The sequence below is a fragment of the Anabaena sp. UHCC 0253 genome (genome assembly GCF_009712085.1).
Lineage (GTDB): Bacteria > Cyanobacteriota > Cyanobacteriia > Cyanobacteriales > Nostocaceae > Dolichospermum.
Genome location: NZ_VILD01000007.1, coordinates 324,469 through 345,950, shown reverse-complemented (window position 1 = coordinate 345,950; position 21,482 = coordinate 324,469). Strand labels below are relative to the sequence as shown.

Annotated in this window: 18 protein-coding genes, 1 tRNA gene and 1 pseudogene; 6 read left to right on the top strand and 14 right to left on the bottom strand. The window is 38.4% G+C overall.

Translation table 11 applies throughout. The features are described 5' to 3' along the window. Positions 1 to 54: 54 nt before the first annotated feature. From FJR38_RS19970 to FJR38_RS19930, 9 genes are all read right to left on the bottom strand, one after another. On the bottom strand, positions 55 to 288 hold the full coding sequence (locus tag FJR38_RS19970) for a hypothetical protein (protein ID WP_168538955.1): 234 nt from the start codon (positions 286 to 288) through the stop codon (positions 55 to 57). A gap of 82 nt (positions 289 to 370) precedes the next feature. After that, positions 371 to 444, bottom strand: a tRNA-Val gene (locus FJR38_RS19965). A gap of 69 nt (positions 445 to 513) precedes the next feature. Next, entirely contained in the window at positions 514 to 1,293 is a 780-nt protein-coding gene (locus FJR38_RS19960; RefSeq protein WP_168538953.1) for a photosystem II S4 domain protein, read from the bottom strand. A 144-nt stretch (positions 1,294 to 1,437) separates the two neighbouring features. Then, the gene (locus FJR38_RS19955; RefSeq protein WP_168538951.1) at positions 1,438 to 1,938 is read right to left on the bottom strand and encodes a hypothetical protein; all 501 of its coding nucleotides are present in this window, start codon (positions 1,936 to 1,938) and stop codon (positions 1,438 to 1,440) included. 52 nt (positions 1,939 to 1,990) lie between these two features. Beyond that, positions 1,991 to 2,380, bottom strand: coding sequence for a hypothetical protein (locus FJR38_RS19950; protein WP_168538949.1), 390 nt, complete (start codon positions 2,378 to 2,380; stop codon positions 1,991 to 1,993). A 205-nt stretch (positions 2,381 to 2,585) separates the two neighbouring features. Beyond that, the gene (locus FJR38_RS19945; protein WP_168538947.1) at positions 2,586 to 4,583 is read right to left on the bottom strand and encodes a TolC family protein; all 1,998 of its coding nucleotides are present in this window, start codon (positions 4,581 to 4,583) and stop codon (positions 2,586 to 2,588) included. 109 nt (positions 4,584 to 4,692) lie between these two features. Beyond that, complete coding sequence (kaiC, locus tag FJR38_RS19940) at positions 4,693 to 6,252, bottom strand: circadian clock protein KaiC (RefSeq protein WP_168490675.1); 1,560 nt, start codon at positions 6,250 to 6,252, stop codon at positions 4,693 to 4,695. A gap of 86 nt (positions 6,253 to 6,338) precedes the next feature. Continuing rightward, positions 6,339 to 6,653, bottom strand: coding sequence for a circadian clock protein KaiB (gene kaiB, locus FJR38_RS19935; RefSeq protein WP_168538945.1), 315 nt, complete (start codon positions 6,651 to 6,653; stop codon positions 6,339 to 6,341). Between the two features lie 103 nt (positions 6,654 to 6,756). Further along, on the bottom strand, positions 6,757 to 7,344 hold the full coding sequence (locus FJR38_RS19930) for a KaiA family protein (RefSeq protein ID WP_168538943.1): 588 nt from the start codon (positions 7,342 to 7,344) through the stop codon (positions 6,757 to 6,759). Between the two features lie 702 nt (positions 7,345 to 8,046). On the opposite strand from FJR38_RS19930, the gene FJR38_RS19925 reads away from it, so the two are divergent. After that, positions 8,047 to 11,289 (top strand): ATP-binding protein, encoded by a 3,243-nt coding sequence (locus FJR38_RS19925; RefSeq protein ID WP_174764059.1) that lies wholly within the window; start codon positions 8,047 to 8,049, stop codon positions 11,287 to 11,289. A gap of 103 nt (positions 11,290 to 11,392) precedes the next feature. Here FJR38_RS19925 and FJR38_RS19920 read toward each other — a convergent pair whose 3' ends face one another. Next, positions 11,393 to 13,219: a glycosyltransferase family 39 protein gene (locus tag FJR38_RS19920; protein WP_168538941.1), complete on the bottom strand. Its 1,827-nt coding sequence runs from the start codon at positions 13,217 to 13,219 to the stop codon at positions 11,393 to 11,395. Positions 13,220 to 13,474: 255 nt separating this feature from the next. After that, entirely contained in the window at positions 13,475 to 14,119 is a 645-nt protein-coding gene (locus tag FJR38_RS19915) for a hypothetical protein (RefSeq protein WP_168538939.1), read from the bottom strand. 179 nt (positions 14,120 to 14,298) lie between these two features. Between FJR38_RS19915 and FJR38_RS19910 the strand changes: the two genes are divergently transcribed. Together FJR38_RS19910 and FJR38_RS19905 are read left to right on the top strand one after the other, a co-directional pair. Beyond that, the gene (locus FJR38_RS19910) at positions 14,299 to 14,631 is read left to right on the top strand and encodes a DUF565 domain-containing protein (protein WP_168490682.1); all 333 of its coding nucleotides are present in this window, start codon (positions 14,299 to 14,301) and stop codon (positions 14,629 to 14,631) included. Positions 14,632 to 14,635: 4 nt separating this feature from the next. After that, positions 14,636 to 15,676 carry a glycerate kinase gene (locus FJR38_RS19905; RefSeq protein ID WP_168538937.1) on the top strand — a complete coding sequence of 347 codons (1,041 nt, stop codon included), beginning with the start codon at positions 14,636 to 14,638 and terminating at the stop codon, positions 15,674 to 15,676. Between the two features lie 88 nt (positions 15,677 to 15,764). Here FJR38_RS19905 and FJR38_RS19900 read toward each other — a convergent pair whose 3' ends face one another. Both FJR38_RS19900 and FJR38_RS19895 read right to left on the bottom strand, forming a co-directional pair. Next, the gene (locus FJR38_RS19900; RefSeq protein WP_168490684.1) at positions 15,765 to 17,222 is read right to left on the bottom strand and encodes a YdiU family protein; all 1,458 of its coding nucleotides are present in this window, start codon (positions 17,220 to 17,222) and stop codon (positions 15,765 to 15,767) included. A gap of 199 nt (positions 17,223 to 17,421) precedes the next feature. Then, entirely contained in the window at positions 17,422 to 17,994 is a 573-nt protein-coding gene (locus FJR38_RS19895) for a GNAT family N-acetyltransferase (protein WP_168490685.1), read from the bottom strand. 84 nt (positions 17,995 to 18,078) lie between these two features. Here FJR38_RS19895 and bioB point away from each other — a divergent pair, with 84 nt between their 5' ends. The 3 genes from bioB (at position 18,079) to FJR38_RS19880 (ending at position 21,095) form a co-directional block, all read left to right on the top strand. Then, on the top strand, positions 18,079 to 19,080 hold the full coding sequence (gene bioB, locus FJR38_RS19890) for a biotin synthase BioB (protein ID WP_174763483.1): 1,002 nt from the start codon (positions 18,079 to 18,081) through the stop codon (positions 19,078 to 19,080). 658 nt (positions 19,081 to 19,738) lie between these two features. Then, positions 19,739 to 20,251 (top strand): flavodoxin FldA, encoded by a 513-nt coding sequence (fldA, locus tag FJR38_RS19885; RefSeq protein WP_168490687.1) that lies wholly within the window; start codon positions 19,739 to 19,741, stop codon positions 20,249 to 20,251. 91 nt (positions 20,252 to 20,342) lie between these two features. Continuing rightward, positions 20,343 to 21,095 (top strand): alpha/beta fold hydrolase, encoded by a 753-nt coding sequence (locus FJR38_RS19880; protein WP_168538935.1) that lies wholly within the window; start codon positions 20,343 to 20,345, stop codon positions 21,093 to 21,095. 171 nt (positions 21,096 to 21,266) lie between these two features. On the opposite strand, the pseudogene FJR38_RS27820 reads toward FJR38_RS19880, so the two are convergent. Continuing rightward, positions 21,267 to 21,482 (bottom strand): annotated as a pseudogene (locus tag FJR38_RS27820) (hypothetical protein); the annotation flags it as partial.

Below are 21,482 nucleotides of genomic sequence, written 5' to 3'. Positions count from 1 at the left end.
GTTTCAAATACGCTTGAATTCAGGTTCAGGATAACTAGTACCGCTTTCTCGGAATTAAAAATTAAAAAAGCAGATGATACAAGCTTCTTGAGAATTTTTAATGGTTGGTTGATTTACGCCGTTATGTACTAGTATGTACTCTTCGGAAGCTCGTGTATCTAAACTAATGACTAAGCCTGGATATCTGAGATACAAACAGGTTGGTACTATGTTACAGCAAGCAAAATCTAATTTTTCTGTTTCACCCAGCTTGAATGATTGTTGAGCTAAAAAAAAATTTAATTGCATCTCTTTTTCAACCATCATCTTGCCGTTGCGGCAATTTCAAACTTGAAATCACACTTTAGCGGACAACTCACAGATAAAAATATGGACGGTATTGGACTCGAACCAACGACCCCATCGATGTCAACGATGTACTCTAACCACCTGAGCTAACCGTCCCTAATGACATAGATTATTAAGATAGCATATAAAATATAATTTGTCAACCACTAAAACCAAAATTCCATCCTACATATATCTAGTCAATTGCACCCGATAACGATCCTTTTTCGTAACCGCAATTTCCCCAACTTCCAACCGCCCTTTTCCGCGAATAGCGATTAAATCCCCTGATTTAACGTGGGAACTGGCTTGAGTGACTTCCTTCCAATTGACACGCACATCATTAGAGTCAATTAAATCCACCATTTTACTGCGGGACATTCCAAACCCAGCAGAAGCAACCGCATCTAACCGCAAAGAAGCCTCCACAGTCGTCATTTCCTTCTTCTTCGGTTCGCGGATTTTTAACTCACTCATATCAATGCGTTGAGTTTTCACTGGTACAGAACGCACCTGTTTTAAACTCATCTCTAAAAATTCTACCAATTCAGGTACAACAATCACCTGCGCCCCTCTTTCCCCCAATACAATCACATCTCCCGTTTTTTCGCGCACAATCCCTGTTCCCAACATTGCGCCTAAAAAATCCCGGTGATTTGCAGTATCAAACAAGAAATTACCAGCAATTTCTAAAGCATTGATAGCAACTTGAGATTGATCTAATGGTAAATCAGAACGAGCGATCGCTAACCTTTGTCTTTCTGCTTGAGGATATCCACCCCAAGCTACCAAATGCACTTCTGTTAAGCGGCTAAATACCCGTTGAATTTCCGCTAACTCCGGCGGAGACAAAAAATCTGTAAATACCACTTCCCACGTCTTAATAGCTTGATCTGCCTGATCAATCACACGGGCAATAGTATCGCGGTTTTCAACACCTTTTAAAAGTTCTTCTCTAGGTAGCATGGAATTTAAGAGTCAGGAGTTAAGAAGTCGTAGGGGCGAAGCATTCGGAAAATATCCTTAGACAAAAATGGATAATTTATCGCCCGAATGCTTCGCCCGTACAGGAGTTCAGAATAAAGAAATTACCCAATCACCAATCACCAATTAATTAGTTTCTGCATAACCTTGAATATTTTCTGGTTCAAACTGACGTAAAATACGGGTAGCTTGACGAGTTAGAGTTTCCGAACCCTGAACCACAATTAAATACTTACCTGCATCCAACCGATTGCGATATGGTAAAGCATCACCACCACCTTCAAATAAACCAACACCACCACCTACAAATACGCTACCCATTGCACCACTACCAGCCCCAAGAATGCCGCCAACTACATGATTGCCAATTTCTCCCGCCCAAGCAAAAGTATCTAAACCTGTGATTAAACTGAAGGTAAAACCGGAAAAAAAGCCAAATGGTATTAACCAAGTTGCCATTAACTTTACTTGTTTTTTCGCTTGTTCTTTGGGATCAATTAAACCAAACTCGTCAGCACTTTTGTACCCTCTACCGAGAATAGTGCCATTTATGCCTTCTCTTTCTAATGCTAAATCAGCGGCTTCGGCTTGGATGCGATCTGGTAATACTGCAACAAGATAATTCATTAATTTTAAAGTAATATTTAAATTAAAGTTGACCTACGAGTATATTTACAACTCAGGACTGATGTGATTTGAGCAAATCCAATGGCTCACAAAAGTTATTCACACCTTGTTGAAGAATATAAATCAAGACGGGTGTAGCCAGACTTTTGGGAAATGTCGGTATTGTCCTCAGATGTACTATCATCTCTTGAATTGACCCATTTAACAAGTCGCCTCGATATTCTTGTTCACAAATGGCCGCCCGCCATTTTTTAGCTAAAGCATCTAACCATTCGGAATTAGTTTGTTCTGGTTGTTGTCCGGCTTTAATAGCCAGAGTCATTACCGCATCTTCTAAATCTCCATCGCAATCCTCTATCAAGTCTAATGCTTCCATAGCTTGAGGATCATCTACCAACTGAGAACGAAACTTTGCAATCTCTTGTGATGTGACTTTAGCCATAATTTTTTGACTAGCCCAGGTTTTGAAGACTATTTTACACCATTAAGGATTGGTGATTGGTGATTGGTGATTGGTGATTGGTGATTTGTCAGTTGTCAGTTGTCAGTTGTCAGTTGTCAGTTGCAAAAGAAGATTTTTCTCCCCTGCTCCCCTGCTCCCCTGCTCCCCTGCCACCTGTCACCTGTCACCTGTCACCTGTCACCTGTTACCTGTTAACTTCCCCCTCTAACTGATTCAAGCCTCTAGACGTAACAAATCTTTGCAATTCAGTGAGAGCGCGGTTGTACTCTAAAATTGCTCTGATGCGATTACCTTCGGAACGGGTGAGGTCATTTTCTGCGTTAATAACATCAGTTTGAGTCCCTACACCAGCTTGGAATCTTAACCGGGCTAATCGTAGAGATTCTCTAGCTTGTTCTAAAGCTGCATTAGCAGTTTGCACATTCTCTAGGTTTGATGCCTGGGTGGAATATGCTTGTTCTACTTGGAAGCGGATTTGGTTGCGTTGTTCAGAAAATTGAGTTTCAGCGATCGCAATGTTAGTTTTAGATTGGGCTGCTCTTGCTCTTGCTGCTCCCCCGTCATATAAATTTAGGGTTGCTTGTACTCCCAATGAATAACCATCACTGACGCTAGTTCCATCATCAAACTGATCTAACAAGTTATACCTAGCCACTAAACTCACTTGTGGACCCAAAGTTGCTAATGCTTGTCTTCTTTGTGCCTCACTAATATTGCGTTGTGCTAAGTTTTGTTGTAGTTCAGGACGATTTTGATAGGCTAAGATGATACTTTTTTCTAGTGGATGCTGCCATAAACCTGCTAGTTTGACAGGATCAGCGGCGCTAATACTGACTGACTGCGGTAAATTTAATAGGGGTGCTAACCGACGGCGGGCAATTTGTTGTTGAGAAAAGGCTGTAGTTAAGTCTTGTTGGGCGTTGGCTAAATTCACCTGCGATCGCAACACATCAAAACGAGTTCCCACACCAGCCCGTTCTAAAGCCACTGCATCTCGCAAACTCGCCTGAGCATTCTCCACTGCTGACTGAGAAATCCTTACCTGCTCATCAGCTTGTTGCAAGTCATAATAAGACCTGGACACATTTAAACGAATTTCTTCAGACTGCCTTTCTACATCCAACTCCTGCACACGTATCCGTTCTTCAGCCTCTTTAATAGCCCCATTGCGTCTACCAGAAGTGTATAAATCATATCTTAACTGTGCAGTTCCACTGAATGCCGTATTAGATGGAGGATCACCTACCAGAGGATTTGTCTGCCTAGCTTGATCAAATTGTAGTGTACTACCAACACTACGACTATTTGTAATATCAGCACTCAAATCCACACTGGGCAATAAAGCCGCCTGAGCTTCACGGAGAACCGATTTACTCCGTTCCAGTTGCAATATAGACACCTGTAAATCATTATTATTTCGTTTAGCCAATTCCAAAGCCTGAGACAAACTAATTGGCTGATTTCCCTGAACCTTTACTTCTTCTGCCTGTGTCGGAAATAGTAGTGGATTAGGGCTAGGATTCAAATTATCTGGAATATTAGAGAAATCTACAGACTGATTAGGTGCAACTGGTACATTTTCCTCAGGAGTAGGTGCAACTGAATCTGATGTAGTCGGCACAGTTGTTTGCGCCAGCCAACCAGTAGTATTTTTAGATAGACAGCGATTAGAAGCCAGTAGCAAAGTTGCCTGACTCTTGTTTTGTGGACACTGATTAGCTTCTAGTAACTTTGTCACCATCACATCACTGCTGGCTAATTGCTGTTCACCTTCTGGGAGCGTGAGCCATTCAGAACTAACTAATTTTTGATCATTAACACTCGGTAAATTACTATTTGATAAAGCTGAAAAATTTACAAATCTGACTTCATCTTGTTTAGATAATTTTTTTTGCTCAATGCTGAGATTATTTTCAGCCATGACTATAGGTAAACTGTTGTTGGCAACAGGTTTTACCCTACCTTGACTGAAATAATTAGCAGGTAATAATGCTGGGTTACTTTTGGGTAAGAAGCTATTGTCTGTCAGGGAATTTTTACCATTGGTAGAAACCACCGCACTAGAAGAAGACACTAGCTGTACACCATTCACTTTCACAACATTAGCCCAAGCGGGCTGGGTTGTTAATACCGCTGCTGTAACACCAGGTAAAATACTATGGAATAATTGCTGTCCTTTCACCGCATCCCCTCACACAAAAAAAATCAATTTGGCGGCAGAATACTTGTCTTCACCACAGAATATAGCACGATACTAAGATTTGGGAAGGAATATCGCACCATACTCTATTTTAAACATCAGAACTCGATTTGTCTTCAAAACGTTTGACAATCCGAGAAAGTTCTGCCTTTTCATCTATACTAACGCGAGTAGGCGCACCACTGATAATTCGTTCATAGTTACGGAAGGAATCTTTAATATCAGGTCCATCTGCCGTAATGTTATATTCACGAATTCCCTTATCATGCCAAGAACCCCGCATTTTAAATACGTTAATTGCCCGCGACATTTCGCCCCGAATCTCTACGTATTGCAACATCAAAATTGTGTCTGTAATTGTTGAGATATGGGAGTCAGTAATAGAATGAGAACCCATAAATTGGTCTGTGGTATTAGTGAAGAAACCAGTAATTTCTTCTTGTTTGGCATAACCTGTAACACCAATTACAAACTGACGAAAAGCATTATTACTAACACCTCTAGCCATAGCTGACAGTGAATCAATTGCAATACGGCTGGGTTTAAAATGAGATATTTCTGATTTAATAATTTGTAAATGATCTTCTAAACCAGTAGATTCTGGATAGGTACAAATTATTTTCAATAACCCTTGATGTTCTAATTCTTCAAAATCAATCCCCCAGGAAGAAGCATTGCGCGAAAGTTGGGCGCGAGATTCTTCATAGGCAAATAATATTGCTCTTTCACCACCAATGCAGCCATCTTGAAGAAACTTACTTACTAATAAAGTTTTCCCCGTACCTGTTGCTCCTGTGGCTAAAATAATCGAGTCTTTAAAGAAACCACCGCCACACATTTGATCGAGAATTTTCACCCCAGAAGATACCCGCACATTGGAAGAACGCTGTGTTAAGCGCATTGCACCCAAGGGGAATATATTTACGCCTTCATTAGTAATAGTGAAGGGATATTCGCCTTTCATGTGAGTTGTCCCTCGTAATTTGAGAATCTCAATAGTTCGACGACGGCGTTCTCCTTCTAAAACGTTGCGAACAATGACTACATTATCGGAAACAAATTCTTCGACTCCAAAAGATGCTACTGCTCCATATTCTTCACCCCGTTCTGTTGTGATGATTGTCGTCACATTCAATTGTTTAAGACGTGCTACTAACCGAAAAATCTCGCGGCGGACTACTCCTACAGCTTCATATTGTTGAAATACCGCCGTCATGGAATCAATGGAAACCCGTTTGGCTTTATATTTACGAATGGCATACTGTAACCGTTCAATTAGGGCAGATAAATCAAAATTACCGACAATATCTTGACCTTCGGGATCAGGAGATGCGTCCAGAATAAATAATTTACCTTCATCAATTAAATGTTGTAAGTTCCAATCGAAACTACGAGCATTTTTAATAATGTCAGTAGGTGATTCTTCAAAGGTGACAAATACTCCTGCTTCATCAAAACAAGTGATGCCATTAAAAAGAAATTGAAGCGATAATAAAGTTTTGCCTGTCCCAGAAGTACCGCTGACTAAGGTAGTTCTACCAACAGGCAACCCGCCATGACTGATATCGTCAAAGCCCTCGATCATTGTGCGAATTTTTTCTACACCACCAATAGATATATTTTTTTGTTCAGGTTGCTCTTTTTTAGTCATGGTTTATCTAATATGGATATTCAACCCAGTTTTTTAAAATCAAGAAATTTTTTAATCATTTTTAATAATTAAATAAATATTTTATGCTAATCTTTGTCATCTTCTTCACTCAGTTTTTCATAAAGCAGATCCAATCCAATTAATACTCTTTCTCTATCTGTTAAATCACCAATAATTTTTCGCACCGGTGGGGGCAAAATTTTTGATAATGTTGGTGTGGCTAGGATTTTATCTTCTTCGGCTAATTGGGGGTTTTTCAGGACATCAATTACTTTTAAGGCATAAACACCTTGAAATTCTTGATCTAAGATATTTTTGAGTGTTTTTAATGCCCGCACGGAGTGAGGAGTATTTCCTGCTACATAAAGCTTGAGAACATAGGTTTTTTTGGCTTGATTCATACAAAATATAAACTCCTAAGAAAGATAAAAAAGCAAATGATTTGATGTACACTCAGGTTTTTATTCACCATGAATGCAAATAGAAATTCTACTTTGCGGTATTTTAAGTGATTTTAGCAATAGAACACCGATAGACTTCACAAAGATGTGCCAAAATATCTATTAATGTCAAACGGTAATCTAGCAATGTTTCATCGCTTCTACCTTCTAGTCTTAGTTGCTTGGCAAATTCGTCAATGACTTCCATGTGCATTTCTATAATTTGTGGCATAGGAATACTAGCATAAAATAAGGCATTGATAAATTTATCAATTTTTTCTTTTAATGCTTTGTCACTGATAAAATAATTTATAATAATTTGACGGTAATCTGATTTAAGTTCTTCTAGAAGTTCCTTTTTTTCAGTAGCCGTCATATCTTGAAAAATTTGTGGTTTCCTCTCCTGTCCAAAAGCAAATAAATCAACATCATCTTGATGATCTAATTTTTGATGAGAATTTTCTTGCTGACAGTGAGGCAAATAATATATGTTACTAAGTGTGGTAACAACTGGCTGCCAGTACCATTGAGTTACCAGGCTATCAATAAAATTCCACGTTTGAGAAACTAAACTTTTGTGCTTCTCTTGTGGAAATGGTCTATCAAGAATTTGTTTTATATTTGTTTGTAAAAGCAATATAGGTACTAACATCTACTATTTAGAGATCATGAACCGTTGAGAGTAAGATATATAAACCAATAACTAAGTCTAATTACTCAGGTAAGTAGAATGACTTATATATAGCAGTTCCCATGCTCGTGAGGTACAAAGTTCTTTAGTTTTAGGGAACAGGAAACAGGGAACAGGGAATAGGGAATAAATTGGTGTGTACTTCATTAGACTTTTGTGTAGCATTTAATCTAGGAGAAGTATGGATCATTGACAATGTGTATCAGCATATCTAGCGGAAGATAGATTACATTATTTCACTCCTTGATAAGATACTTAAACGAACTTAAAGAATTGTCGCAATTTAAATCATTATAATTCCTCAAGGTTCTAAAGCGAATCTTTAGCGCCATAATTGTTGTAGTTGTCACTATAAAAAATGATGACTTTCAATACCAGCACTAAGTTGGTGACAATGGTTACTTGCTGAGAATAGAAATAACAGCAAGCACCATGAGGGTCAAAATTATTGGTGATTGGCTTTGAGACAGTGTAGGTCGAGATGAAACCCCTAGTTTGAGCGGTTTGTCAATTGTAACCAGAATCGCTGATAGCGTAGCGTGGCGTAGCCATTCTAAATATTCTTGGAGAATATTGCTTCAGGCTTGAAGACCATCTAAACCAAGTGCTGATGGTGATGCCGGAGTTGATCACAAGAAGAATGACCACCGAGGACTTATATCAATGCTACAGTATACGCTTTATGAACTTCTAGCAACTGTACCAATCTGCTTAGAAACGAATAATCTAGCAGCAGTGCTGGATATTTTTGCCGAAGAACAGTGCGATCGCTTGGTAGTAGTCAATTCACAACAACTTCCAATTGGATTGTTATACTCTGCTCGATTGTTACCACAATTATTAGCAGCCACGACGGATGACTATCTTCTAAATTTACAGCAACCACTCTCAACAGTGGATAAATCCTTAATAGAGCCAATACAAACCATACCAGCCGCACAGAGTCTGGAAGAATTTAGCTTATCTTTAAAATATCCAGAAACTCAACAACAAAGAAACTTAGATTGGGTGCTAGTTGACTCAGATGGTAAATATTTGGGAATACTGAATACTCTACATCTCTTCCAGTTGTTAGCTAAAAAGAAAATTCCCATTAACTCAACCAATGAAAAAGTAAATTGCACGCATAATAACGCTAATAAAAGCCAGCCAAAAATTCACAAATCTATAGTCCATTTATTGGCGCGATTACCCTGGCCAATGATGTTACAAACGAGTCATGGTGAGGTAGTTACCCAGAATCCCGCTTGGTGGCAACAACTAGGAGTATTAAAAGACCTAGAAGGAATTAGGAAACAGGTAGAAACTATACTTGCTCCGACCCATGTTCAACAATCGGCTTATGTTTATGCCAATGGTCAAGAAAATCAACAACTAAATACTTTCACAGCCCAGAGAAAAAGTATTTCCCCAACGGTTTTTTCACCCCATTCACCATCAGTTGTACCATTTCTCCAAGAACCGCCCCTAAGTATCAATAGTGGTTCTAATCGCTGTGTTTTAGATACAAAATTGGGCATTTGTACTTGTGTAGTCGAAATCAAAAATGGTCAAGAACGAGTTTGGCAGTTTGCAAAAGTTCCCTTGGATAGTAGTGAGTTGAAAATTTGGGTTTCCGAGTCAGAAATACCACCGAATACAGAAGAACTATGGCTAATATTAGCCACAGACGTAACTGAACAACAACAACTTTGCAAAGAATTGGCTGCCAAAAATGCCGATTTAATTCAACTCAATCGGTTAAAAGATGAATTTTTAGCTTGCATTAGTCATGAACTAAAAACACCGCTGACAGCAGTATTGGGACTATCTCGACTACTTATAGATCAACAATTAGGACAACTAAATGAACGTCAGACCCGCTATGCTGGACTAATTCATCAAAGTGGCAGACATTTAATGAGCGTGGTCAATGATATTTTAGATTTGACTCGAATGGAAACAGGACAAATGGAACTCACCCTTACCCCCGTGCAAATTCAAGTAGTCTGTGAACGGGCTTTGTCAGAAGTTAACAACATTCATAATCAAACTAACAAAACTAAACAATTATCCAAATCAGAAAATCAAAATTTATCTAACCACCAATTTAGCCTGACTATTGAACCAGGTTTAGAGCAGATGGTAGCAGATGAATTACGTTTGCGGCAGATGCTGGTACATTTACTTTCCAATGCCTTTAAATTCACAGAAATATCTGGGGAAATTGGGTTAAGGGTAAGCCGTTGGGAGGGTTGGATTGCTTTTACTGTCTGGGATACAGGAATTGGTATTCCTGAACAACAACAACATTTAATTTTCCAAAAATTCCAGCAATTAGAAAATCCCCTTACTCGTCAGTTTGAAGGAACAGGTTTAGGTTTAGTCTTAACCAGAGCCTTGGCTCGTTTACATGGTGGAGATGTTAGTTTCTTATCTCGTGAGGGTAAAGGTAGTCAGTTTACCCTGCTGTTACCGCCAAGTCCACCAAAAACCAGTTTTACTGATTCTGAAGATATCGCACTAACAGAGAGAGAAATAGGCAATACTCCCAATTCTTCCCATCACAGTCTGAATAATTCCTTACAATACCAGCCTAAATCCTCCCAAAGATTGGTGTTGGTAGTGGAAGCGGTAGCCCAATATATTGAGGAATTAACTGAACAACTCAAAGGTTTAGGTTATCGTGTAGTCATTGCTAGATCCGGAACTGAGGCACTAGAAAAAGCTCGACGTTTGCAACCAAAAGCTATTTTTCTGAATCCTTTATTACCTTTACTATCTGGTTGGGATGTCCTGACTTTACTGAAATCTGATAGTTTAACTTGTCATATTCATGTCGTTGTTACGGCGACAGCAGCAGAAAAAGAGCAAGCATTTACTAAACAGGCGGATGGATTTTTAAGCTTACCAATCAAACATCAAATATTAGCATCACTCTTAGAACAATTATCAACGTCTTCAGAAGTTCAGCTTTTGGAAATGAAAAATAATGATCTCAATCCCCAAAATATTCCCCTACGAATTCTGAGGTTGGTAAATCCAGAATTAGAGGCGATTAATCTCTATCCTTCCCTGCGAGAACATCGGGTGATTGAAGTAGATGATTTAGATCAGGCGGATTTGTTAGCAAGAGTTTGGCAGTTTGATGTGGTATTACTAGATATGCAGATTTCTACTGCTCACACTTATTTACAACAATTAAGCAAACACCAGCGATTGGCAACTTTACCCTTGGTAACTTGTGATGTTGCTACTACTTTAGCGGCTTCCCAAATACCAGGATTGTGTGTATTTCCTTGTTTAACTCCTTTGAATCAAGAAAATAATAGTCATAGTCATCAAGGAGATGCTTTGTCATCTGTATTACAAATTGCTGCTGGTATTCGTTGTCCACTAAATATTTTAGTGGTAGATGTAACTATGCTCAATGATTTACCCAAGATAAATCGCAGTCTCGGTAAAAATTATCAATCTATTAAAAATTCTGCTCTCAAGTTTAAAGATGAGCCAGGTAATCGAGGGTACGAGTGGTTTCAAGCTTTAATTCAATACTTACAAACTGCTGGGTTTAGAGCTTCTATTGCTAGTTGTTGGTCGGAAGTTTTGCAACAAGTTAGTTATAAAAGTGTTGATTTACTTTTAATTTGTTTGCACGAAACTGCAATTAATAATGAAGTTCAAAAAGCTTTAGAATCCTTGGCTGATTTACCATTGAGATTGCCTCCTATTTTGGTACTTGACCAAAAATTAAATCAGGCTAATTATGGAAATGGTGAAAAATCTCGTCAGCGGAAATATACATCTTCTTTAGGGACGGTATTGAATGGAATTGCTACTCAAGTATTACCCCGTTCTATTTCTATGGAAGAGTTATTAATTCAGGTGAATCAAGCGTTAGCTAATTATAAGCAGGGAAGTTCCTAAAATTGTCAGAATCAGGATATCCAGGATTTAAGGATGTACAGGATGAGAACTAGATTGTTATTACCAATTACCAATTACCAGTTCCCTGTTCCCTTCTTATAGTTTAAGATATGTTTGATTTGTCCTTTTGAACTGTTTTTAGAGGAAAGCGGATGAGATGATAAGCTCCTTTACTATGTAGGCTTTTGTAATTATCGGGTGGTAATTCCATTTCTCGGAGTTTTTCCTGTTCAACTAAGATTAATAATGATTGTGGTCTAGTTGGTTGGGATTCTTGCTTTTGAATATATTCTAAAACTTGTGGGGACGATGGGATGTAATTAATTAGTTGTTGGGTGTAGAAAGTGACGGTGGGTTTTTTGAAACCAACCATAATTACTTCTTCATTGGGTTGTTTGGATTCAACAATTAGGGTTGATAATTCTCTTAAAGGTAACTGACGCTGTTGATCCATGATGCTAACAGCAGGCATTAAGGCAATAGCAATAAAGGCTATAAATCCGACTAAATTAATTGTGATGATCTGCCGATAACGGTAACTTAATATTAAGCTGGCAGTAATGATGGCAGATAACAACCAAATTATGCCTCCAAATTTCAGTATTCCTGATTTCTCCATTTGTACATATAATTCAGGTGCTGCGGGATCAGGTCCAGCGATTTGGGTGAGATTATATAGGGCGATCGCCACTACTGTCAAAAAGGCTACGTTTACCCAAGCACTGATGCGTAAAGATTGGAGAGGTTGTGAACTGGGAAAAAGATCACTCCAGAATAATGCTACGAGAATCGCCGCTGCTGGCATTAAGGGTAATACATAGCTGGGTAGTTTGGTAACAGCGATGCTGAAAAAGCCAAAGACACCCAGAAACCAAAAACAGGCAAATAAACCTAAATGTTGGGAACGTTCTTGTTTTAACCAGTGCGATCGCTGCCAAAATTTTACTCTAGCTAAAGCAGCGGGTATGTATACTGAATAAGGCGCAAAGCCCAGCAATACGACTACAAAGTAAAAATACCATGGGGCTGAGTGGCCATTAACGACTTCGGTAAACCGTTCTATGTTGTGATAACCAAAAAAGGCGTTAATAAAATTCCAGCCATTGCGCCAAGTTACTAAGGCATACCAAGGAACTGAGAGGAATAAAACTATCCCTATTCCTAAAATCGGCCGCATTTCTCGCCAAAGTTCCCAAAATTTCCCTAAATATAAACCAAAGGCAATCATAATTAATCCTGGTAAGACTATTCCTACAGGACCTTTAGTTAAAATTGCCCCAGCCATTAAGACATAACAAGCTAAATACCATTGATTGGGCAGTCGAAAATTAGCAATGATGATGGGGGGATGATTTTGAGCATATCCCAAGAAAAAACATAATAAAGATGAACCTATACAGCCAGTGAGTAACATATCTGAGACACCGATTCTTCCCCAAACCATCATTTCGGGGTTGAGTGCCATTAAAGCTGCGGCAATGGCGGCTGTGAGGTAACGTCGGGGCAAATTTTTGACTTGTTCTACTTCGTCTTGTTTAGCAAAATGCCATTGGACGGTATAAAACGCTAAAGCAACTACGCCCATTGCTGCCAATGCTGAGGGAAGACGCACTGCCCATTCATTCACCCCTATGATATGGTAGGCGATCGCTTGACACCAATAAATTAAAGCAGGTTTATCAAATCGAGTTTCACCGTTAAAAAACGGAGTTATCCAATCACCTGTAATCAGCATCTGTCGAGAAGCTTCTGCAAACAGCGGCTCAGTTTCATCAATTAAGCCCATATTTCCCAAATTCCAACCAAAAGCTATCCAACCAATCACCAATAACCACAGACTGGCAACAGTCACAGCCAGGGCTGGACTTTCTTCTAAATTCTTGAACCAATTGTCAATTACTTGACGAGGAACACTTAGTTTTAATCTCATGAATTCATACTTAGGGCTAGAAGAAGGTGACAGGTTACAGGTTACAGGTTACAGGTAAGAAGAAGGAAGAAGAAGAAGAAGAATGAACCACGTTCGCGGAGCGTCCCGCAGGGATAGGAACGAAGGACACGTTCGCGTTCGCGGAGCGTGGCGTTAGCCATAGCGTCCCGTTAGGGATAGAAAGGAGGGTTTCAGAGATATTTTGCGTAAGTCTTCAAGGAGAAAAAAAGCCAAAAAATTACTCTCAATTACCCATTAGTTATCTTCTAACACCAACTGCCATTCTTGAGTTTGTGGATTCCATTGGGGAGAAGACGTTTCCCCGACGACATAAGGTCCCCAATAGCGCCGAGAACCATCTTGAGCAAAGGCTACTAAAATATTACCCTTCTCTAGCTTTAAATTACCTTGAGGTAAGGATAAAACTAGTCCAGTCTCACTTCCTTCTTCAGGAGCAAAATCCCAATGTGCAGGAATATGAGATTTAGTGTTATTGATAGTGGTACTTTTGAGGGATGATTGTCTGGCTAATAGTGCTAGACGTACTGGTTGAGTGGTTTTGTTGCTCATACGGAGTGATCCTGATAGCCCCGGATTTGCTTTAGCCATAGCCTTGGTTTTACTATCCGATTCCAATTGATAGGCTAAGACAGTAGATGCACTATTTTGGTTACTTGATTCTACTGATGCAGTTGGTGTACTATCTAAGTTAATTTCATCCTCATTAATTCTAGTGTTTGTAACTATAGTTGGGGTTTCTTCTGGGATTGTTAATCCTGTTTCGGGATTTGGAGAATCAAAGGATATGCTCCTATTTAGGCATCCTGTCATGATCCCCATCAATCCAAATACGGAAACAGCAACAATGAAGTAACGATAGCGGTACAGGGAGTTTTTCATAATGGTATAGATTTAGAAATAAGATTTTTTTAGGCTAAACCCAATGATTACTGATGATCCCCGATGGGAATGAGATCAATTAATTGAGTTTCTCCTTCTGGAAAATGCAGCGAAATCGTGTATAACAGTTGTCAATAAAAGACTTTCAATTCTATCACTTATCACCTGTCTCTTCACTCATGCAAAACACTCGTCTGAACAGCTTGTTAGAAACAATTTTCAGAAGATTGAGTCAATGGTTTCTTAATCCTTGGCGGCGGTTATCACTACTACTAATTAGTTTTTTGTTTGGGTTTTTTTTGGGATCGGCAGTATCAACAACCACTGGACAACAGGCAGTATTAGACATTGTGATAGCTGCATTTTTAGTTCTACTAACTGAAGTTACCAGTCGGATATTTTATAGCCGCAGCTTTTTTGCTAAACAAGCATTTTGGGTAGAAACTCTTAACTATCTCAAGGTTGGTTTTATCTACAGTCTATTTCTAGAAGCCTTTAAGCTGGGTTCGTAATTTTATGAGTAGCGAGTGGCTAAGTAAAATTTTGACTACAGATACATCTTGGCAAGTATTGGCGCAAGCAGCAGCTTTGGCTGATCCTTTCCGAGCTAAGGTGTTTAATATTACCCCTGAAAACGTAGCTGAAGTTATACAAAGGAGAGGAGATTTACTGAAGTTAGTTTTGCCTGATTTTAGTAAATTCTGTCAAACTAATCTCAAAACCCAACCCCAAGAAGTTTTGCAGGTATTGTGGGATTTGTGGCTACCTTTGGGGATCAAAATTGCCGCACAACGTCAACAGTTAGGGAAACCTTTGATCCAGGGGATTTTAGGCGCACAAGGTACTGGTAAAACTACGATGTCTAGGATACTGGGTTTGATTCTCCAGCACTTGGGATATCGAACGTTAAGTTTGTCTTTAGATGATTTGTACAAAACTTATAGCGATCGCTTGGCTTTAATGCAGCAAGATTCCCGTCTAGTTTGGCGTGGTCCGCCTGGAACACACGATATTCACCTAGTTTTAAGTGTACTCGATCAGATTCATCAAAGCAAGTGTCCTGTGATAGTTCCTAGATTTGATAAGTCTGCTTATGGTGGTGCAGGCGATCGCACTACTTCTGAAGTTATCACAAATCCGATAGATATTGTTCTGTTTGAAGGCTGGTTTGTGGGTGTGAAACCAATTGATCCCGGTGTGTTCATAACTGCACCACCACCCATTCTTACGGACGCAGATAGACAATTTGCTAATGATATCAATAATCAACTTAAAAGTTATTTACCACTGTGGGAAAGGTTGGATAGTTTAATAGTTTTGTATCCTTCAGATTACCGTTATTCCCTAATATGGCGGAAGCAAGCAGAAAGAGAAATGATTGCTGCTGGTAAATCAGGGATGACTGATTCGGAAATAGAAGAGTTTGTTAATTATTTTTGGCGTTCTTTACACCCAGAATTATTTATTAATCCTTTGCTTAATTCATCAGCGGTTGATTTGGTAATTGAAATTAATGCTGATCATAGTTTTGGTAATTTTAGATTCCCAATTTCTTGAAACGAACCGCAGAGACGCAGAGGGCGCAGAGGTAGAGAGAAAAGAGATGTAAGCATCTCTTTTATGAGCGATATAATATTTATTGCAATTATTTTCCTGTTTTTAGTGTTTCTACTAAATCATAAAAAGGTTGCCAATTATCATCTTCTGTGATTCGTTCCCAAACTGATTCAATTACAGGTCTTAATAATGCTGTTTTTGGGTTAGATTCAATCAGGGTTTTCCCAATTTTATCCATTTGATCTAGATCAAAATGATTGAGGATTTTATGATATAGTAAACACCAATTATCGAATGTTGCTGATTTTCCTAATGCGGGGATAATTTCTGAACCATCCATTACCAAAGCTGGATCATCTCGCCATTTACTAGAAAATGTACTAGCCATATCAGCAAAGAATTGATGATAACCAATTTGACTATCATGTAAAAAGGTGATAGTTAATCGCAAAAATTCATTAGTTTCTGCTAATTGTAAATCTGCAAAACCCAATTTTTTCAACATCAAAGCCCGATATTCAGCTTGATAATATTCAGCAAATTTAGATAAAGCACTATCCAAATCACTTTGATCAATTATCGCCTTTAACGGTTCTTGTAAAAGCTCTAAATTTAACTTACAAATTCCTGGCTGTTGACTATAACAATAACGTTTATAATGATCAAAATATGCAGCCGTAAATTGGAGATCGTAAGTAGGAATAAAAGCATAGGGTCCATAGTCAAAACTTTCCCCGGTAATTGACATATTATCAGTATTCAAAACTGCATGACAAAAACCCGCCCCCATCCATTGGGCTACTAATTCCGCGACACGCTGGACTAATTCGGCATAAAATAAGGCATATTTATCATTTTCAGCCTGTAAATGGGGATAATACTGTTCAATTACATGATCTAACAATTTTTGGGTTAAATCAGGCCTTTGAAAATAATTTAATCGTTCAAATGTACCAAAACGAATATGAGATTTACTCATGCGGATCATTACAGAAGAACGAGTTGGGGAAGGTTCATCACCACGCCACAGTCCTAAACCTGTTTCAATCATACTCAAACAGCGAGAAGTACGAACACCTAAACGATGAAGTGCTTCAGCGGCGAGAACTTCCCGTACTCCCCCTTTAAGTGTCAGCATACCGTCACCACCGCGCGAGTAAGGGGTTCTTCCAGAGCCTTTTGTGCCAAAATCGTATAATTCCCCATCAATACCCCGTACTTGTCCATAAAGAAAGCCTCTACCGTCACCTAATTGAGAGTTATATTGTCCAAATTGATAACCGTGATAACGTAGGGCTAAGAGGGGTTTTCGTCCTTCAAATTTACCAAAGGCGGTAATAAAATCTTCGTCTTTTACCGTTTGGGGATCAAGTCCTAACTGGGTTAATAGTGCATCATTGCGCCAACGGAGAATATGCTGGGGGAATTCCTCGGCTACAACTTCATCATAGTAATCATCACCTAGAGATTCTATGGCTGATTCATAATTGAGGGTAAGTAAAGGATTACTAGCATGGGTGTTATTGGCAGTTTCATCCAGAGTCATTATAATTACGCTTAATTGATATTTATTTTAGGACTTACGCAAGATTGAATTCAAAACCTGATTCTTGCGTAGGGGTAATTCATGAATTACCCCTACTTCCGTTCGGTTTTGCGTAAGTCCTGATTTAATAATAGACAAAAAGCTGGCGGACTAGGAGTATAGATTCCAGACTTTTCTAAGAAGTCGGGGATCTGAAGTATTATGAATGCGATCGCCAGTGGGGATTTGTTAAACTTGTCAGAATATGATCTTCCCATTGACCATTAATCATTAAATAATCTCTAGCATATCCTTCGACTACAAAACCAACTCTTTTGAGAACATTGCCGCTGCGGCGATTATGTGGCATATAATTAGCCATAATTCGGTGCAGATTTAATTCTTGAAAAATATACTCAGTAGAAACAGATAAAGCTTCTGTCATGTAACCATAACCTTGTGCAGATTCGGCTAAACTATATCCTAATTGACAAAATTGAGCAGCATTATAGACGAAGTTACTAAAATTAGCAGTTCCTAGAATTTTTCTCGGCTGGTGTTGAAGATAAATAAATAGTTTTAAGGAATAGTTGTGAAAAAATTCCCAGAAACTGGTTTCTACTTGATACTGCCAATATTCTTCAGTAAAAAAATTTTCATCCCAGATCGGATAAAATGGCGTAAAGTATTCTTTATTTTCAGTAAAATATGTGAGTATGTAGGGAATATCCTCCATAACTGCCATTCTTAATATTAAGCGATCGCTTGTCAGAATTGGTGGCTCTGAACTCATATACTTATATTCAAATTTAAATATTTTGTATCAGCTATACTAATTTGAACATTACACCCAAAGACTACAAAAAGGATCATCACTGTGGGAATACGCTACGATTGGCAACCAACAGAAATATTGACAATATATAATACACCATTCCTGGAGCTAATTTATCAAGCTGCTACTGTACATCGTCAATATCATCAACCGCAACAAATACAAGTTTGTAAGCTTATCTCCATTAAAACCGGTGCTTGTCCAGAAGATTGTGGTTATTGCGCTCAATCTTCACGCTACAAAACCGAGGTAAAACCCGAAGCATTGTTAGAAAAAGCAACAGTGATGAATATTGCCAAAACAGCTAAAGAAAGCGGTGTTAGTCGGGTTTGTATGGGTGCTGCTTGGCGAGAAGTGCGGGATAATTCCCAATTTGAGGAAGTCCTGGATATGGTCAAGGATGTAACTGGGATGGGTTTAGAAGTATGCTGTACCTTGGGAATGTTGACAGAAAACCAAGCCAAGCGTTTGGAAGATGCGGGATTATATGCTTATAACCATAATCTCGACACCTCAGAGGAATATTACAGCACTGTAATTACTACTCGAACTTATAGCGATCGCCTAAATACCATTGCTAATGTTCGTCAAACTAATGTTACCGTATGTTCGGGCGGTATTCTGGGTTTAGGGGAAAATGTCGCAGATCGGGTGGGAATGTTACATACTCTCTCAAATTTACAACCTCATCCCGAATCTGTACCCATTAATATTCTTTCCCAAGTTCCCGGTACACCTTTAGAAAATCAACCCGATGTCCCCATTTGGGATGTAGTGCGGATGATTGCGACTGCTAGAATTATTATGCCTAAATCTGACGTGCGATTAAGTGCAGGTAGAGCGAGACTTTCTCAAGTAGAACAAGCTTTATGTTTTATGGCTGGTGCAAATTCCATCTTCTCCAGCGATGATAACAAAATGTTGACGGTAACTACTCCCTGTCCTGATTATGATGCAGACAGAGAAATGTTGAATTTGTTGGGTTTGGAAATGCGTCCCCCATTCCAAAAACAGGAAAAAACTCCTACTGCTGTAACTGTGTAGATACACCTCCACAAGCGACTTGCTTCCCTTTTTAAGGGGAGCGAAAAATTAATTCTTTCTATATATTAATTACAAATTTTTCTTAAAAAAGAGCTACTAATTATTTATGCAACCCGTTATTAAGCATTTATTAACTGTTGAATGTTAATTCCTTTTTATGTTCAAAATGAGTCAGAAACAGCTAAAAATGGCGGTATCTACTCCATATAGAGGATAGTAATTTTTGACAATAGGATTGTCATAACTAAAATTTTACAAAAATTCATCTTTCACAAGTGATAATTTCTCTCAATAAATCTGATATGATCTGTTTAGAGCTTATTGAGTATCTATATCAATAAGTTAAGTAAGCATCATTACTATTTCCCCCCACCCACACAAAATTACACCATGACTAGTACAGTACGGCGGAAGTTAACCAACGATTAAAAATGCTAAAAGCCTGCTTAAGCTGCATTTTTAATTATTAACAGGACTTACGCAAAACAGGAAGTAGGGGTAATTCATGAATTACCCCTACACAAGAATTAGGTTTTAAGTTCAATCTTGCGTAAGTCCTAATTAATTTTGCCATGCGGTACTAATTGTGAGGTAACTTTGTGTCCTTTCTTGCTGTTAATTCATAGTAGTTTATTTTCGTAAATCAGTAGGTGTGAAAATGTCGAAAAAAATTGGTTTGTTCTACGGTACTCAAACTGGTAAAACAGAATCTGCTGCGGAAATGATTCGGGATGAATTTGGTAGTGTTGAGGTGACACTTGAGGATATTTCCCAAGCTGAAGCTGCTGATTTAGAAGCTTATCAATGTTTAATTATCGGCTGTCCTACTTGGAATATCGGTGAACTCCAAAGTGATTGGGAAGGCTTTTTTCCTGAACTTGATGAAATAGATTTTACTGGAAAATTAGTTGCTTATTTTGGTACTGGTGATCAGCTTGGTTATGGGGATAATTTTCAGGATGCAATGGGGATTTTAGAAGAGAAAATTTCTGAGCGTGGTGGTAAAACTGTGGGTTATTGGTCAAAAGATGGTTATGATTTTAATGATTCTAAAGCCTTAAAAAATGACAAATTTGTAGGTTTAGCACTGGATGAAGATAACCAATCTGATTTAACTGATCAACGAATTAAAGCTTGGGTGTCTCAGTTAAAGAAAGAATTTGGTTTGTAAAAGATTCTGTATTTGTTAGTTATCACGGTGTGGGTAATTTGATTACCTATACCTTCCTTATTATCCTCTATCCTATTCTGTGAGAATATTTATGTCTGATATTTTTGATGTTGTCTGGTTAACTTCTAGTCCGGCTTTAGCAAGGTTTGATCAACCATTATTAAAATACTTATCTAAGTATATGAAGATTGCTCAATGGGAGTACCATCAAGATAAAGATGAAGGTAGTTCTCTAGATGAAGCTGTTGATTTACTCAATGAATTTTTGACACCTTGTACTGATTCTATCCATTTAATTGGTCATAGTTCTGGTGGTGTGATTGCTTTAGAATTTGCTCGTCGCTATCCCGAAAAAGTGCGATCGCTAACTTTATTATCTGTGTCTTCTCAACCTGCACATACTTGGCACACTCACTATTATGTCCAAAGAGATTTATTTACTATTAGTCGTGAACAAATATTAGCAAATAGTGTCCGCAATCTCTTTGGAAAACAACCTTATGATATTACTAAAAAGCTGATGACAGCTTTAGATAAAGATTTAGATCAAACCCCCTTGTCACATTCTCTATTCAAGTTGGTTGATTTGCCTAAAGGTGGAGTTTCTATGCCGATGATGGTATGTGGTAGTAAAAATGATTCCATTGTTGATTCACCTGCATTACACAACTGGTTAAAATATTTTAAACCGGAAGATCATCTTTGGGAATATCCGAAAGGACATCATTTCTTTCATTATTTCTATCCTCAACCAGTCGGGGAACAAATATTGAGTTTTTGGCAGCTTCATCATTTACAACCAATGATGGTATCTCAACTTATGTCCCAAAATTTATCCAATTAACTGAAGCCTGAATTATTACTTTTTTAGGGGGATCTATATGCGCCTATTAACTCTTTTTCGGCGACAAAATTACCTATTGTCGCCCATTTTTCGTTGCGATATTTATCTTAATTATTAATTATTAATTGTTAAGGTTATACCGTAACAGTATAAGTAGGTGAACCAAAAAATTTAAAGGTATGTGAAGAAAAGTAAAATCGCCCAAAACTCTCTTCCTGTTCCCTGTTCCCTGTTCCCTGTTCCCTGTTCCCTGTTCCCTGTTCCCTGTTCCCTGTTCCCTTTTAAAAAACTACAGTTCTCAACTTGGACTAGGTTTAGTTGAATATTTGACTGGGCAATTATGAGCATTTGGTGATATGGCGCGGTAGGATGGATAATATCGCTAAG